Genomic DNA, 14,241 nt, shown 5'->3' on the forward strand with positions numbered 1-14,241 from the left:
CCAGCCACGCAACCGCGTTCGCGACGTCCGCGGGCATCGTCACCGCGTAGGCAGCAGTTGCTTGGTGAAGCCGTATTGTGGATGAGGGTAACGGCGCGGTCCGATGTTCACCGTCTAGCGAAATCCAGCGCGTTGCGGGGCGCGGTGATCGGCAGATCCAGTGATGTGGCGATGCCGGGAGCCGCATCGATGACGTACGGGATGGCGTTGACAACGCGCATGGCCGTCGCCTCCATGGCGTTGTCATTCGCCGATGCCGCGGTGCCTTCGGTACCGAAGCGAAGGTCACAGTGGATGTGCGGTTCACCCTCGATCACGATGCGGTAAGTGCCGTGTGGCGCCGACGCCCACTGCGGCGCCAGGTCGGGAGCCATGCGGTTGATGTGCTCGATGGTGATCACCGGATGGCCGGCGACTACCCCGGTGGTCTCGGCCCTCACTGCTCCGCAGGTGCCGGCCGGAATCAAGCCGCACGCCACGTGTAGGTCGCGTGGCGTGATCACGCGCTCGTAGCGTTCGGTGATCTCGTCGAGTTCGACGTCGAGGGCGCGGGCGACGAGACCGATCGGTGGTCCCCAGGCGAACCGCTGTGCGCCCTCGAGTTCGAGCATCGGTTTGAAATCCAGTGGGCGACCGAAACCCATGGCGTCGAACATCAGGTACTCGTTGGGATAGGCCGAGTAGTCAAAGATCTCTTGTGCACGGACCGAGCGGATCGTGTTAGACAGGGTGGACAGTATGACGGCGAACTGGTCGCCGGCGAAGCCGGGTTCGATACCGGACGTGTATATCGTGGCGCCGCCGGCGAGCGCCGCGGCCCGCACCTGATCGGCCAGGTTGGGAATCCACCGGTCGGGAAACATCATTCCGGGCGTGTTGGTCGTGACCACATTGATGCCGGCCCTCAAAATGCGGAGATAGTCGCGCACCGCGGCCGCATCCATTTCGTCGCTCATGGCCGCATACACCACGCAGTCGGGCTTGAGCTTGATGATGTCGTCGAGATCGGCGGTGGTCGTGACGCCGATTGGGCCGACCCCGACCACCTCACCGGCGTCGCGGCCCGCCTTCTCGGGACTGTGCACCCATACGCCGACCAGGTCGAGGTGTGCGCGGCGGTTGATCGCGCGCAAGGCGATGCTGCCCACTCCACCGGTGGATATGACTGCGACGCGTAAGATTTGGTCTACCACGTCAATTGCTCCTTCGTAGGGTGCTTTTGCGCTACAGGTCGGGAATTGGCAGGGACGAATTCGGCCCCTGGAGGCCACCGTCGACGATGAAGGTCGAATTGGTGGCATAGCAATCGCGGGTGGACAGATATAGCGTCAGTCGGCCGAGGTCCGCGACGTCGCCGATACGATGCAGGGGCGTCAGCTCCTTCAGCTTCTCCTCGGAGCCCGGCATGAGGTCGAAGCTTGACTGCAGTCCGGTCGTCATAAAGGCGCCCAGGGCGATGGCATTTACCCGGATCTTGGGGGCGAGCTCCTGCGCCATGGCTCGGGTCAGAGCTTCGAGCCCGCCCTTGGCCACGGAATAGGGCAACAATCCACGGATTCCGAATCGACCTGCACCGGAGGAGATGTTTACGATGGAGCCCCGTCCCACCTTCAACATGTGGGGCACCGCGAGCTGGCTCATGATGAAGGCAGAAGTGACGCAGTAGTCGAACGTCTGCCGAAGGTTGTCGTCGGTGAGGCTCAGAAATGGGCCATACGTTGCGAAACCAACGTTGTTGACAAGGATGTCGATTCGGCCGAACTTGTCGACGGCGGTTTGCACCACGCGTTCGCTGTCCGAACGTTTGAGTGCATCGGCAGTGAGCGCGAGGCCTGTACCGCCGGCTAGTTCGATATCCTTGACCGTCGCTTCCACCTCGGACGAAGTTCGTGCCGTGCCAACGATGGTGGCGCCCGCTTCTGCGAGTACCTTGGCGATGCCTTCGCCGACGCCGCGTCCGGCGCCGGTGACTATCGCCACCTGACCTTCCAGCTTGAATTGTTCGAGTGCCATGAGCGCCTCTCCGCACGGGTTTTGGGTTCGCAGCGGCGAATCTACCGTAATGAGAATCAATATTTCCGGTTATCGGAAAGCGCCCTTTAGGGTGTCGTAGAGTCGTTCGTATGCCGCAGCCACTGTTGCACCACGTCGTGTTCGCGATCGGCCTCGAGCGGCTCGACCGCGCTGCGGAGTACCTGAGCGCATTGGGCTTTCAGTTCGAGGCTTTCGAGCTCGAGCACCTCGGCCTGCAAATCCGACTCGACTGGGACCGCGGTTTCGAGCTCATCGCTCCCACCGCGGCTGCACCGACGGACGCGGGCACCGCGGCGGAGTTCTTGTCCCGCAACGGCGACGGCCTGTTCTCTGTCGTGATCCGTACCGCGGATTGTGATGCTGGCGAACACATCGCCGCGCGATACGGCGTCAAGCCCGACTTCCGGCAGCGGCACGAAGGTGACGGCTTCGAGCTGACCGAAGTCAAGCTGGAGCCGTTGTTCGGCATTCCGTTGACACTGATGACCACGAATATGGCAGACGAGCAGCCGGTCACCCCTTAGGGTGCGCCAACAGTTCGCTGAGCTGTTGCGCCAGCTCCGACTTCTTGACCTTTCCGCTCGCGGTGAAAGGGAGTTCTTGCTTCGCGGTGACCCAGATGAACTTCGGAACCTTGTACGCCGACAACCGGCCACGCAGTTGCGCCCGCAAGGACTCGCCGTCGAGCGCCGAGTCGCCGCGCGGTACCACCGCCGCCGCGACCACCGTGCCGTGCTCCTCGCTCTCGGCGCCCACCACGTATGCCTCCAGCACGCCGTCGCAGTCGGCCAGCGCCCGCTCGACCTCGCTGGGTGTGATGTTGGTGCCGCCACCCGTCTTGATCAGATCGCCCAACCGACCGGTGAACCTGATCCAACCGTCGTTGTACTCGACGCCGCAGTCGCCCGTCCGGTAGTAGCCGTCTGGAGTGAACACCTCTTCGCGCTCACGTTTGTGCAGGCGTTGCATCAACGAGTATCCGCGAACCCAGATTTCGCCCGGCGCGCCGACGGGCACCGGCCGCCCCGTGTCAGGGTCGACGATCAGATGGTGCAGCCCTTCGATGGATACGCCACCGGTTTCGGACCGCTCGGGCGGCTGCGGCACATAGGGGTCGACCCCAATGTGGTTGCCGCACAGTTCCGTCATCCCCAGCGCGTTAGGTCCCTTGGGTCGACGCGCGGGCGGCACCATCGCGGGCATGCTGGTCCGTTGCACCGAGCTCAGATCGCGTCCAGGAAAATTGGGATGCTCGGCCAGAGTCTTGCCCTGCTGGGGCCAGCCCAGCGTGATCGTCGCCCGGTGGCGCTCCATGAGTTCCAGGGCCTCGGCCGCGTCGAACGCGGGCTGGGTGACCAGCGTTGCGCCGTGGTGGATCACGGCATGCAATCCGGTGATCAGACCTCCCACCCAGAAGAAGGGCATGGCGGTGAACATCACGTCGTCGTGGGTGACCCCATAGGTGAACGTGAGGTTGTAGGTATGCCGCACCAGCGCGCCGTGGGTGTGGACGGGACCCTTCGGGTCTCCGGTACTGCCCGAGGTGTAGATGATCGTCGCGTCGTCGGCCGGCGTTACGCACAGTTCCACATCGACCAGGAAGTCGGTGTCGCTGGCCGACATGTTGCCATCGCCGTCGATCGTTGTCGTCCAGGCCTGATCGGATGGCCCCCACACGGCAACGGTCCGCAGGAACGGCGCTTTGGGTACGGCGATGCGGCCCGGCTCGCGCTGATCCGACAGCCCCGGCAGCGCCTCCCGGAGGCGGGCGAGGAAGTCGTGATTGCGGAACCGCGACCACGTCAGGATCGCGTGCAGGTCGGCATGGCGTGCGGTCCAGGCGAGTTCGGACGCCTGGTAAAAGGTGTTGAGCGGCACCGCGACCGCGCCGATGCGTGTGGTGGCGAACCAGGCCAGGGCCCAATCGACGCTGTTCGGCATCAAGATTCCGACGTGATCGCCCTTGCTTATACCCTCCGCCAGCAGGGCGATCGCCAGCGCAGCCGAGCGCCGGTCGAGGTCGATATAGGTCAATTCCTGACCATCGGCGATGAGGAACGGCTTGTCCCCGAAACGTGCCGCGCAGGATCTCACCAGAGCGGGAATCGTGGGCAAGATCTTCGGGAAGGGCATGAGCGCAGGATAGTAGCCTTTGCAGAAAACGAGAACAAAGGTTCTCATTCGTTGCTTTCGGCCTACAATTCCGCCATGGCCGCAGAAGCGGGGCGTCGGTCCACTGGCGATCGTTTGGACCGGGTCGAATCGAGTCTCGCGATCAGCCAGCTGCCCAGTAGATACGCGATGGCCCTCGACGCCCGGGATCTCAACGCGCTGGTGGCGTTGTTCGTCGACGACGTCGACGCCGGCGCGGAGGGCCACGGCAGGGATGCGCTGAAGCGTTGGTCCGACCGGGTACTTCGGCGGTTCTACCGCAGCATCCACCTGATCTGCGGCCACCAGTTCGATTTCATCGACCCTGACCACGCGACCGGATCGGTGTATTGCCGCGCCGAACACGAGGACGGCGACGGGTGGTTTGTGATCACGATGCGTTACGACGACGTCTACGAGCGCCGCGGCGGCCAGTGGTGCTTCGTCAAGCGGCGGGAGCATCCTTGGTACTCGGTCGACGTGACGGAGCGCCCGGGTCCGGAATTCATGCGCTGGCCGACCGACGTTCGGTTGCGTGCGGCCATGCCCCAGCGCATGCCGACGTGGCGGGCCTTCTGGGCCGACGGAGATCCCGCGCTGCCCGAGCGGTTATCGGCGCGCCCATAGCCTCCGGCGCCGGTTGCCTCACGCGCCGACGCGGTTTACAAATCCGTTCGAAACTGACATTCTCACATAATGCAATCGTGCGTTTTCGCCGTTGCAAGCCTGCCGGTGCGCTCGCACCCGTACCACTGAGACCAATGGAGGCCGTCATTTCCGACGACAAAGTGCTCAGCGGCGTCCGCGTGTTGGAGGTCGCGGCGTGGACCTTCGTCCCGTCGGCCGGCGCCGTGCTCGCCGAGTGGGGCGCCGAGGTTATCAAGGTCGAGCCCCGCGAGGGCGGTGATCCACAGCGTGGCCTGGTCACGATGGGCATCGTGGACGAGGGCGGCGGCACGGTCAACTACATGATCGAGATACCGAATCGGGGGAAGAAGTCGATAGGCGTCGATCTGAGCACACCCGGCGGCCAGGACGTCATCCGTAAGCTCGCTGCCACGTGCGACGTATTCCTCACCAGCTATCTGCCGACTCGCCGCAAGAAGATGGGCATCGACGTCGACGACATCAGGGCAGCGAATCCCGGCATCGTGTACGTGCGCGGGTCAGGCCACGGCCCGAAGGGTCCCGATTCGGACAAGCCTGGCTACGACGGCGTCTCCTACTGGGCGCGCGGCGGCATCGCCGCCATGCTCACCGAAGACGGCGACGAGTTGGTGCGGTCGCGGCCCGCCTTCGGAGATCTCCTCGGGGGCATGGCGATCGCCGGCGGGATCGCGGCCGCTCTGTACAGGAAGGCGACCACCGGCCAGGGTTCGGTGGTGGATGTCTCCCTGCTCGGGCTGGCCGCGTGGAACCTCAGCCCCGACGTCGCGGTGAGCCAGATTCACGGTGGCAGCTCGATCCCGAAGTACAGCCACGCCGACGCACCCAACCCTCTGGTGGGGACCTACCGCACCAAGGACGACCGCTACGTCCAGCTGATGATGCTGCAACTCGACAAGTTCTACCCGGAAGCGATGCGCGCCATCGGCCTGCCCGAATTGGTCGAGGATGAGCGGTTTGCCAGTCCCGCAGCACGTTTCGCCAACCGCACGGAACTCATCTCGCTCATGGACGAGGTGTTCGCAAAACGCACACTCGCGCAATGGCGCGAACAGCTGGCCGAACTCTCTGGCGCCTGGGGGGTTGTCCAAACCCCCGGAGAACTCTGTGATGACCCGGCGGTGACCGCCAACGGCTATGTCGCGAACACCGCCACGATGAACGGCTCGCCATACTCGTTGCCCACAAACCCCGTCCAGTTCGACGAACGGGCCGTTGTCCCGCCGGGCGCACCCGAACACGGCCAGCACACCGAAGAGGTCTTGATGGAGGCAGGCTTGGACTGGGACACCATCGCGACCTACAAGGAAACCGGGGCGATCCTATGAGTGCAACGCCATCGCAGATCGCTTCTGAGAATCCTGTTGATTTCGACCCGTTCTCGGACGACTTCTTCAATGGAGCGTTCGACACGTACCGTCGGCTGCGCGACGAGGCTCCCGTTTATTACAACGCAAAGTGGGACTTCTGGGCCTTGACCCGTTACGACGACGTGGCGCCCGCTACCAAAGACTACGAAACCTTCTCGTCTGCCAAGGGCGCCACGCTGGACATGGTGCAGGCGCACGACGATGCGCTGCCGGTGCCCAAAGTGATCATCTCGATGGACCCGCCCGAACATCAGAAGATGCGCCGGCTGGTGAGCAACGTGTTCACCCCCCGCGCCATCGCCGCGCTGGAAGACATGGTGCGCGAGAAGGTCTACGAGCGCATTCATGCGCTCGACCCGTCCTCCTTCGACGTGGTAGCCGACTTCTCGGCCCTGTTTCCGAACGAGGTCATCACCACCATGCTGGGAGTGCCGAAGCAGGACCGCGACCAGATTCGTCTCTGGCTCGATCTGCTGCTTGAACGGCGCCCCGGTGAGATCGCCACCACCGCAGAGGGTTTCGAGGCCTCGACGAAGACGGGGATCTATTACTACAACCTGGTGCAGAAGCGCCGTGCCGAACCCTGCGACGACATGATCAGCCGGCTCATCGAGACCGAGATCGAGCGAGACGGGCAGGTCGAGAAGCTCACCGATGTGGATATCACCGGCTTCGCGACCATGCTCGGGGGAGCGGGCGCGGAGACCGTCACCAAGCTCATCGGCAATGCCATGGTCGCCTTCGCCGACTTTCCCGACCAGTGGCAGAAGTTGCAGAAGGACCGTAGCAAGATTCCGGCCGCGATCGAAGAGTTGCTGCGCTACGAAGCGCCGTCACAGTACCAGGTCCGCACCGCTACCCGCGATGTGACGTTGCACGGCAAGACAATTCCCGAGGGTAGCGCCGTCCTGCTCGTCACGGGTTCAGCGACGCGCGATGAGCGGATGTTCCCTGATCCTGACCGATTGGACATCGACAGGGAGCGCAAAATGGGCTTCAATCTCGCCTTTGGCTACGGCATACACAGTTGTTTGGGGGCCGCGTTGGCGAGGATGGAGAGCCGCATCGCCCTAGGCGCGCTGCTCGATCTCCTCCCCGAGTACGAAGTCGATCGCAGCGGGTTGCGGCGGGTGGCAATGTCCAATGTTTGCGGGTGGTCCAATGTCCCCGTCGCACGGCGGGCGGGCTAGCGCCTCTTGAGTCCGTCACTCAGGAATCCCCGCACGACGTGGGCACGGACGAAGTCGGCGACCACGTCGTCGTCGCCCATGTCGAGATAGGGCGACGGGGTGGTGAACAACGAGAACAACATCCGCGCGAACCACTCGGTCGCCGACCGGATGTCAAGGTCACCGCGGACCTCGCCGGTCAGCCGCGCCGCGGAGACATACGGTGCGAGAAACTCGCTGCATTCCCGCAGGAGGGTCGACGCATTCTTGGTCAACATCAAGCTGACCTCGTCCTGGTCGAAATACGATTCGGGCTCCACGACTCGGCGCGCCTGAGCGACGAAAACGCCTGCACGCGTTAGCTTTTCCTCCAGCGTGCTGCCGCCGTGCCGATCGATCGCCGTGGCCAGCCTGCGATAGAAGCGCTGGGACGCCGCCTCCGCACAGCTTTCGACGATCGTCTCCTTGTCCCGGAAGTACTCGTAGAACGTGCTCCTGGACACATCCGCGACACGTGCGATGTCGACGATCGTCGTCTTCCGCAACCCGTGCGTGCGGAAACAGGCGAACGCAGCCGAGATGAGCACCTCGCGGGTGTCGACCGCCGTCGCGTACGTCATCTCGATTCCCGGCTTCCCCGCTCAGCGATCGGGTGCGAGGATCAGTCCGCTCGTCGGAACGCCTGTACCCGACGTGACCAGCACGTGTTCGACGTTGTCCACCTGATTGTGGGACGTGCCGCGCACCTGTCGGACGCCCTCGGTGATGCCGTTCATGCCGTGAATGTAAGCCTCGCCGAGCAACCCGCCGTTGGTGTTGATCGGCATCCGGCCGCCCAGTGACAGTTCTTCGACCGAGACGAAGTCCTTGGCTTCCCCGCGGCCGCAGAATCCGAGCTCCTCGAGTTGAGTGAAGACGAAAGGCGTGAAGTGGTCGTAGAGGAAAGCCGTCGAAATATCTTGCGGTTTAAGACCGGAATCCCGCCACAGCTTGTCGCCAACGACTCCCATTTCGGGCAGGCCGGTGATCTCCTCGCGGTAGTAGCTGGTCATCACCTCGCCGTCGTAGGCGGCTCCTTGCGCGGCGGCCGTGATGACGGCGGGCGGCTTGGCCAGGTCGCGGGCGCGCTCGACGCTCGTCACCACCATGGCGACACCCCCGTCGCTTTCCTGACAACAGTCGAGCAGCCTCAGCACGGGCTCGATGATCCACCGCGATTGTTGGTGCTGCTCAAGGGTTATCGGCTTCTGGTAGAACCAGGCGTCGGGGTTGTTCGCGGCGTGCTTGCGGTCGATAACCGAGATCTTCCCGAAATCGGCGTTGGTGACGCCGTATGTGGTCATATAGCGCTGCGCGTGTAACGCGACCCAGGCGGCCGGCGTCATGAACCCGAACGGCGCATAGGGAGCCATCCACAGCGGCGTCACTCCCGGCTGACGGCCGGCGCCACCGAAGCGGAACCCGGAGCGCTCGTTGAACGCTCGGTAGCACACCACCGCTGATGCCACGCCCGTCGCGACCGCCATCGCGGCCTGCATCACCGTTCCCGCGGCGGCGCCACCGCCGTGGGGGACCCTGGTGAAGAACGTCAGGTCCCGGATCCCGACATTGCGGGCGACCTCGATCTCCTCGTTGTCGTCGACGCTGAAGGTGACCATGCCGTCGATGTCGGCCGGACGAAGACCGGCGTCGCCTATGGCGGCTTTGACTGCCTCGCAGGCCAGTTGCATCTCGCTGCGGCCCGATTCCTTGGAGAACTCGGTTTGCCCGATCCCGACGAGCGCCGCCTTGCCGCCAATCCCGCAGGAGCCCCTGTTCATGCATCCACGCCTTCGAGCAGGCTGAGCACCGCGGTTCCCGAGACGTGGTCGCCGAGGCTGTTGGCGCCCCTGAACGTGACCTCGATGAATCCTTCGCCGTCGGCCGACGATTTGTCCGTGACCGATCCGGTGAAGCGCATCGGATCATTCGGGTAGGCCGGGACGCCGAGGCGAATGGACAACTTTTTGATCATCGCCTCGGGGCCCGCCCAGTCATGAAGGAACTTCACGCAAAGCCCATTGGTCGTCAGGATGTTCAAGAAAATGTCTTTGGATCCCTGGGAATTCGCAAAGTCGCGGTCATGGTGCACGGGCATGTAGTCGCGGGACGCGATGGCCCCGGCGACGATCAGTGTGGTGGTCACCGGGACGTCCATCGGGGTGACTTCCTCGCCCACGTTGATGGAGTTCCATGCGCGCGTGGTGGTGCGGTCGACGGTGGAGGTCATGCGTTTCCTTCCGGGTATGTCGCGCCGAGCCGGGCGAGTTGTTGGGGGGCAGAGCCGAGCGAGAGCTCGATCTGCTTGGCCCACAGGAAATAGCGATGAAGCGGGTAGGTGACGTCGATGCCCATGCCGCCGTGGACCTGTTGGGCTGATGCGACGACCCGTGCACCCGCCTCGGCGGCCCAGAATTTGGCGATGGCGGCCTCGCGGGCGGCGGGTCGGCCTTCCGCGATCAGCCACGCCGCGTGCCAGGTGGTCCACCGAATCGCCTCGACGTCGATGAATGCATCGGCCAACCGCTGCTGCACGGCCTGAAATGAGCCGATCGGCCTGCCGAACTGCTCGCGCTCGCCGGTGTAGGACGCCGCGATCTTCAACGCGCGCTCGGTCACCCCGACCTGCATGGCGCACAGCCCGACGAGCGCCCTGGTGTACAGCGAGTCGACGGCATCCCGGCCACCGGCCTCGTTGAGTCGGTGCGCGACGGCCCCAGCGAACTCGACGTCGGCGTAGGGCTCACCATTAGTGGTTTCGGCCGGTGTGACGACGACGCCCTCGGTGGCCGTCTCGACGACGAACAGGCCCGGTCCGTCGTCCGCGCGTGCCGAAACCACGATGGCGTCGGCAAGCTGCGCGGCGGGCACGAGTTCCTTGACGCCGTCCAAGATCCAGGCGTCGCCATCGGGCCGGGCGGTGGTGCGTGGGGCGGCCGGGTCGGAGCTTCCCGGTTCGGCGAGCGCGGCGGTCAGTATCGTGCTTCCGTCCACCACCTTCGGTAGGTACCGTCGCTGAGTGGTCGAGTCACCGTGCCGCGCAATCGTATCCGCGCCGAGCACCAGGGTCGCATAGACCGGCACCGGCGCAACACTCCAGCCCACTTCCGCGAGCAGCACGCCGAGGTCGAGGAAGCTGCCACCGCTGCCGCCAACCGATTCGGGTAGCGCGATGCCCAGCAAGTCCGACGCCGCCAGCTCACACCACAGTGCGGGGTCGAAACGAATCTCGCCCGATTCCAACTCGGTGAGGTGCTCGGTGGTGGCGCGGTGCTCGAAGAGCTGGCGGGCCACCTTGCCGACGGTCTCTTGTTCTTCGGTGAAGGAAAAATCCATGTTCGCCTGGTGCCTCGTGTTCAGCGGGCGGGCCGGAACTGGTGCAGCACCAGCTCGTCCCCGGTCGGGATTGCTTCGAACTTCTCGTAGAAGACCTCGACGGGCATACCGACGTCGATGGCCGCCGGTTCGATATCGCACAGGTTCGACACGATGCGCACACCTTCGTCGAGCTCGATCAGTGCCACGACATAGGGGTATTGAAGGAAGGGGAGCGGCGGGTATTGCGGCATCACGAAGCTGTAAACCGTTCCGCGCCCGGTTGATTCGATGGAATCCCAGTTGAGCGACTGGCAATTTCCGCACATCGGGCGGGGCGGCACCCGCAACGTCTTGCAGTCGGCGCAGCGCTGGATCAGCAGCTTGTGGTCCTTGAGGCCCGACCAGAAGAATTCGGTGTCCGGGCTGATCGACGGAGCAAGTCTGGTCGCCATCAGCTTCCCGTCTTGAATCGCAGCGTGCGGAACCATTGGCGGCCGATGACTTCGCCGTTCTGATCGCGGTACGTGGTCACCCACGTGACGAAGAATCCTTTGCCCATCGCGGTCGTCTTCTCGTCGGAGATCGAGTCGAACACCGTCTCACCGGTGATCTCGTCGCCGACGCGGGGATAGCGTTCGATCTCAAACTCCGAGTTCGTCGCGATGATGCCCGTGTAGCCCGCGTCGGAGAGGAATTGCAGCGGGTTGGTCTTGACCTCGATCGGCACGCCGCCGCGCTCATGGATGCCGGCGAGCTTGGGCGGCGGCATCGTCCAGCTCTGCAGCATCACCGGCGGGGAAACCAGGCCACCGTAGCGGGAATTCTCCGCGAACTCGGGATCAAGGTAGGCGGGATTCATGTCGTCCAACGCGTACGCCCAGTGCCGGATCATCGCGGCGTTCACCGGATCGGGGGCGCGGGAGGGTCTGCCGACTCCGTCGGTGGGCGTCCCGATCAACGCGTCGAGGCGCTCGCGCAGGTCGTCTTTGGCTAGCTCTGTCACGTGGATTTCTCCTTTCCGGAGGCCCGCACGTCTCGGGGTGCGCGGGGCATCCCGAGGCCGGCCATAGCGATGATGTCGCGTTGAAGTTCGTTGGCTCCGCCGCCGAATGTGTTGATGACCGCCAGCCTGTAGGCGCTCTCCAGCTCGCCCTTGAGCGGAGCCGCCGAGTCCTTGCGGACACCCGCCTGCCCGACGACTTCGAGCAGCTCGCGGGCGACCTGTTGAGTGAGCTCGGTGCCGAAAACCTTTGCCGCCGAGGCCTCGCCCATACCGAGGGCACCCGAGCTCATCGTCGCGTTCACGCGCAGGTTCAGCAGCCGGTAGGCGGCGACCTGCGCTTCCACCCGGGCCAGGGCCTGCTGCACCCAGGGCTGATCGATGACCATGCCGTCGTCGAGCGGTGTCGTCGACGCCCACTTGAGCGTCTTGGCGAAGAGCGGCTCCAGGGCACCGAGGTTGCCCAGGGCGGCGCGTTCGAGGTTGAGCTGGTTCGTCACCAGTGTCCAACCCTGGTTTTCGCCGAGCACGATGGCGCTCTCGGGTACCCGGACGTCATCGTAGAACGTGTAGTACGTGGACACCCCCGGCATGGTGTGTAGCGGCTTCCAGGAGAACCCGGGCGAGTCCGTCGGCACGATGAACAGGGTGATTCCCTTGTGTTTCTTGACGGTTGGGTCGGTGCGCGCCGCCAGCCAGATGTAGTCGGCGAACTCCGCGCCGCTGGTGAACATCTTTGAACCATTGATGACGAACTCGTCGCCGTCCCTGACCGCGGTGGTCCGCAGCGAGGCGAGGTCGCTCCCGGCGCCGGGCTCCGAGTAACCGATCGCGAAATCAACGGTGCCCTTGAGGATCGCCGGGAGGAACTTGGCCTTCTGCTCCTCGGTGCCGTACTGAATGAGCGTGGGGCCCACAGTGTTCAGGGTGACAAACGGCAACGGTGCGTTGACCCTGCGCGCTTCCTCCGAGAAAATGTACTGCTCCAACGCGGTCAGCCCGCCGCCACCGTATTCGACCGGCCAGGCGACGCCGAGCAACCCGGCATCGCCGAGCGCCCGCCGGCACTCGGTCATCGCGGCGCCCCCCTCGGTGAGGTTGGCGACGGCGGCGCGGCGCTCCGGGGTCATCACCGCCTCCAGGCGCGTCCGGTAGTCCTTTCGGAGCTGCTCCTGTTCGGGCGTGTAGTCGAAGTCCATCAGTTGCCCGCCCCCAGTCGGATTGGCATGCGTTTCACGCCCGGCACCATGGTTGCGCGCAGCCGGGTCACGTCACCGGTGAGCTCGATCGTGGGAAAGGCGCCCAGTAGCACCTCAAACATCACCCTGGCTTCCAGGCGCGCGAGCTGGGCGCCAAGGCACGCGTGCTCCCCGGCCCCGAACGCGATGTGCGGGTTGGGATTACGGGTGATGTCGAACTCTTCGCAGGTGGGCCCAAAGATCTCTTCGTCGCGGTTGGCGGAGCCGTAGAGCATGACCACTGTGTCGCCCGCCCTGATCTGCTGGCCGCGGATCTCGACGTCCTCGGTCGCGCGGCGGGCCATGTGGGTGACCGGGCTGGTGAATCGCAGCATCTCCTCGACCGCGCTGGGCAGCAGCGACGGGTCCGATCGCAGCAGCGCGAACTGGTCGGGGTGGTCGATCAGCGCCAACGTGCCCAACGCGATCAGGTTGCGCGTGGTTTCGTTGCCGGCGACCAACAGCAGGAAGGAGAAGTTGAGCAGATCCGCGTCGGTGAGCCGCTCGCCGTCGACCTCGGCTGCGGCCAGGATGCTCAGCAGGTCGTCCTGCCCGCTGACCTCGCCGGAGCGCCGCGCGGCGATGAGCTTGGTGAAGTATTCGTACAGCTCACCGAGGGCGACGATCGAGTCCAGTTCGATGTCCGGGTCGGCGGTGCCGACCGCCGCGTCCGACCACGCGCGGAACTGCTCCCAGTCTTCGGGTGGGGCACCGAGCATCTCGGCGATCATCCGGGTGGGAAGGGGCGCGGCGATCTCCTCGGCGAACTCGTACTCTCGCGACGGCTCGACACTGTCCACGATGCCCTTCACGATCTGGCGCACCTTGGGCTCGAGCAACTGCACCTGCCGGCGGGAAAAGCCGGAGTTGATGAGCTTGCGGAGCTGCCGGTGGCGGGGAGGGTCGGTGAAAATGAGGTTGCCTTCCTGAACGGGTTCAGGCTGGCTGGGATCCGGAATCGTGATGCCCTTCGTCGACGAGAAGGTCAGTGGGTGGCCCGAAACGTAGCGGACGTCCTCGTACTTCAACAGCGCCCAGAAGTTGGTGACGTCGTTCCACACCACTGGCGTCGTGTTGCGGAGTTCCCGGTAGACCGGGTAGGGATCGCCGGCGTAGAAGTCCGGAGAGTGCAAGGGAACAGTAGTAGTGGGCACCGCATGCCTTCCTTGGACACTGGGCTGGCCGGACAGATAACGCAAGAATGTCCGTTTCCATGCTGTCTACAGGAGAGCCGGATCATCTGTCAATCGCCGCAT

At 64.6% G+C, this 14,241-nt stretch carries 15 protein-coding genes; 4 read left to right on the forward strand and 11 right to left on the reverse strand.

The features are described from left to right. Positions 1 to 107: 107 nt before the first annotated feature. A complete protein-coding gene (locus OCU_RS34310; RefSeq protein WP_014379735.1) occupies positions 108 to 1,148 on the reverse strand; it encodes an NAD(P)H-dependent amine dehydrogenase family protein in 1,041 nt (346 codons plus the stop codon). A 76-nt stretch (positions 1,149 to 1,224) separates the two neighbouring features. Next, complete coding sequence (locus OCU_RS34315; RefSeq protein WP_014379736.1) at positions 1,225 to 2,013, reverse strand: SDR family NAD(P)-dependent oxidoreductase; 789 nt, start codon at positions 2,011 to 2,013, stop codon at positions 1,225 to 1,227. Between the two features lie 110 nt (positions 2,014 to 2,123). On the opposite strand from OCU_RS34315, the gene OCU_RS34320 reads away from it, so the two are divergent. Beyond that, positions 2,124 to 2,558: a hypothetical protein gene (locus tag OCU_RS34320; RefSeq protein WP_009956522.1), complete on the forward strand. Its 435-nt coding sequence runs from the start codon at positions 2,124 to 2,126 to the stop codon at positions 2,556 to 2,558. Here the strand turns inward: OCU_RS34320 and OCU_RS34325 are convergent. After that, positions 2,548 to 4,167 (reverse strand): class I adenylate-forming enzyme family protein, encoded by a 1,620-nt coding sequence (locus OCU_RS34325; RefSeq protein WP_014379737.1) that lies wholly within the window; start codon positions 4,165 to 4,167, stop codon positions 2,548 to 2,550. The two genes, OCU_RS34320 and OCU_RS34325, sit on opposite strands and share 11 nt — an antisense overlap. 168 nt (positions 4,168 to 4,335) lie before the next feature. On the opposite strand from OCU_RS34325, the gene OCU_RS34330 reads away from it, so the two are divergent. The 3 genes from OCU_RS34330 to OCU_RS34340 all read left to right on the forward strand — a co-directional run bounded on the left by OCU_RS34330 (position 4,336) and on the right by OCU_RS34340 (position 7,411). Continuing rightward, positions 4,336 to 4,812, forward strand: a complete 477-nt coding sequence (locus tag OCU_RS34330; RefSeq protein ID WP_322786259.1) for a nuclear transport factor 2 family protein — start codon at positions 4,336 to 4,338, stop codon at positions 4,810 to 4,812. A 134-nt stretch (positions 4,813 to 4,946) separates the two neighbouring features. Continuing rightward, positions 4,947 to 6,179 (forward strand): CaiB/BaiF CoA transferase family protein, encoded by a 1,233-nt coding sequence (locus OCU_RS34335; RefSeq protein WP_014379739.1) that lies wholly within the window; start codon positions 4,947 to 4,949, stop codon positions 6,177 to 6,179. Continuing rightward, positions 6,176 to 7,411, forward strand: coding sequence for a cytochrome P450 (locus tag OCU_RS34340; RefSeq protein WP_009956517.1), 1,236 nt, complete (start codon positions 6,176 to 6,178; stop codon positions 7,409 to 7,411). Before OCU_RS34335 ends, OCU_RS34340 begins: the two co-directional genes overlap by 4 nt. Here the strand turns inward: OCU_RS34340 and OCU_RS34345 are convergent. Genes OCU_RS34345 through OCU_RS34380 form a run of 8 tightly spaced genes read right to left on the reverse strand, consistent with a single transcriptional unit; the run spans position 7,408 to position 14,118 of the window. Next, on the reverse strand, positions 7,408 to 8,010 hold the full coding sequence (locus OCU_RS34345) for a TetR/AcrR family transcriptional regulator (protein ID WP_009956515.1): 603 nt from the start codon (positions 8,008 to 8,010) through the stop codon (positions 7,408 to 7,410). The two genes, OCU_RS34340 and OCU_RS34345, sit on opposite strands and share 4 nt — an antisense overlap. Before the next feature lie 21 nt (positions 8,011 to 8,031). Then, positions 8,032 to 9,210: a lipid-transfer protein gene (locus OCU_RS34350; RefSeq protein WP_009956513.1), complete on the reverse strand. Its 1,179-nt coding sequence runs from the start codon at positions 9,208 to 9,210 to the stop codon at positions 8,032 to 8,034. Further along, the gene (locus tag OCU_RS34355) at positions 9,207 to 9,659 is read right to left on the reverse strand and encodes a MaoC family dehydratase (RefSeq protein WP_009956512.1); all 453 of its coding nucleotides are present in this window, start codon (positions 9,657 to 9,659) and stop codon (positions 9,207 to 9,209) included. The genes OCU_RS34350 and OCU_RS34355 overlap by 4 nt, the downstream gene beginning before the upstream one ends. After that, positions 9,656 to 10,765 carry an acyl-CoA dehydrogenase family protein gene (locus tag OCU_RS34360; RefSeq protein ID WP_014379740.1) on the reverse strand — a complete coding sequence of 370 codons (1,110 nt, stop codon included), beginning with the start codon at positions 10,763 to 10,765 and terminating at the stop codon, positions 9,656 to 9,658. Before OCU_RS34360 ends, OCU_RS34355 begins: the two co-directional genes overlap by 4 nt. Positions 10,766 to 10,785: 20 nt before the next feature. Further along, a complete protein-coding gene (locus OCU_RS34365; protein ID WP_014379741.1) occupies positions 10,786 to 11,199 on the reverse strand; it encodes a Zn-ribbon domain-containing OB-fold protein in 414 nt (137 codons plus the stop codon). Continuing rightward, a complete protein-coding gene (locus OCU_RS34370; protein ID WP_009956508.1) occupies positions 11,199 to 11,750 on the reverse strand; it encodes an FAS1-like dehydratase domain-containing protein in 552 nt (183 codons plus the stop codon). Before OCU_RS34370 ends, OCU_RS34365 begins: the two co-directional genes overlap by 1 nt. Beyond that, positions 11,747 to 12,946 carry an acyl-CoA dehydrogenase family protein gene (locus tag OCU_RS34375; protein WP_008255398.1) on the reverse strand — a complete coding sequence of 400 codons (1,200 nt, stop codon included), beginning with the start codon at positions 12,944 to 12,946 and terminating at the stop codon, positions 11,747 to 11,749. Before OCU_RS34375 ends, OCU_RS34370 begins: the two co-directional genes overlap by 4 nt. Beyond that, positions 12,946 to 14,118 carry a cytochrome P450 gene (locus OCU_RS34380; RefSeq protein ID WP_008255399.1) on the reverse strand — a complete coding sequence of 391 codons (1,173 nt, stop codon included), beginning with the start codon at positions 14,116 to 14,118 and terminating at the stop codon, positions 12,946 to 12,948. The genes OCU_RS34375 and OCU_RS34380 overlap by 1 nt, the downstream gene beginning before the upstream one ends. Between the last annotated feature and the right edge of the window lie 123 nt (positions 14,119 to 14,241).

The sequence above is a fragment of the Mycobacterium intracellulare ATCC 13950 genome, from assembly GCF_000277125.1.
Lineage (GTDB): Bacteria > Actinomycetota > Actinomycetes > Mycobacteriales > Mycobacteriaceae > Mycobacterium > Mycobacterium intracellulare.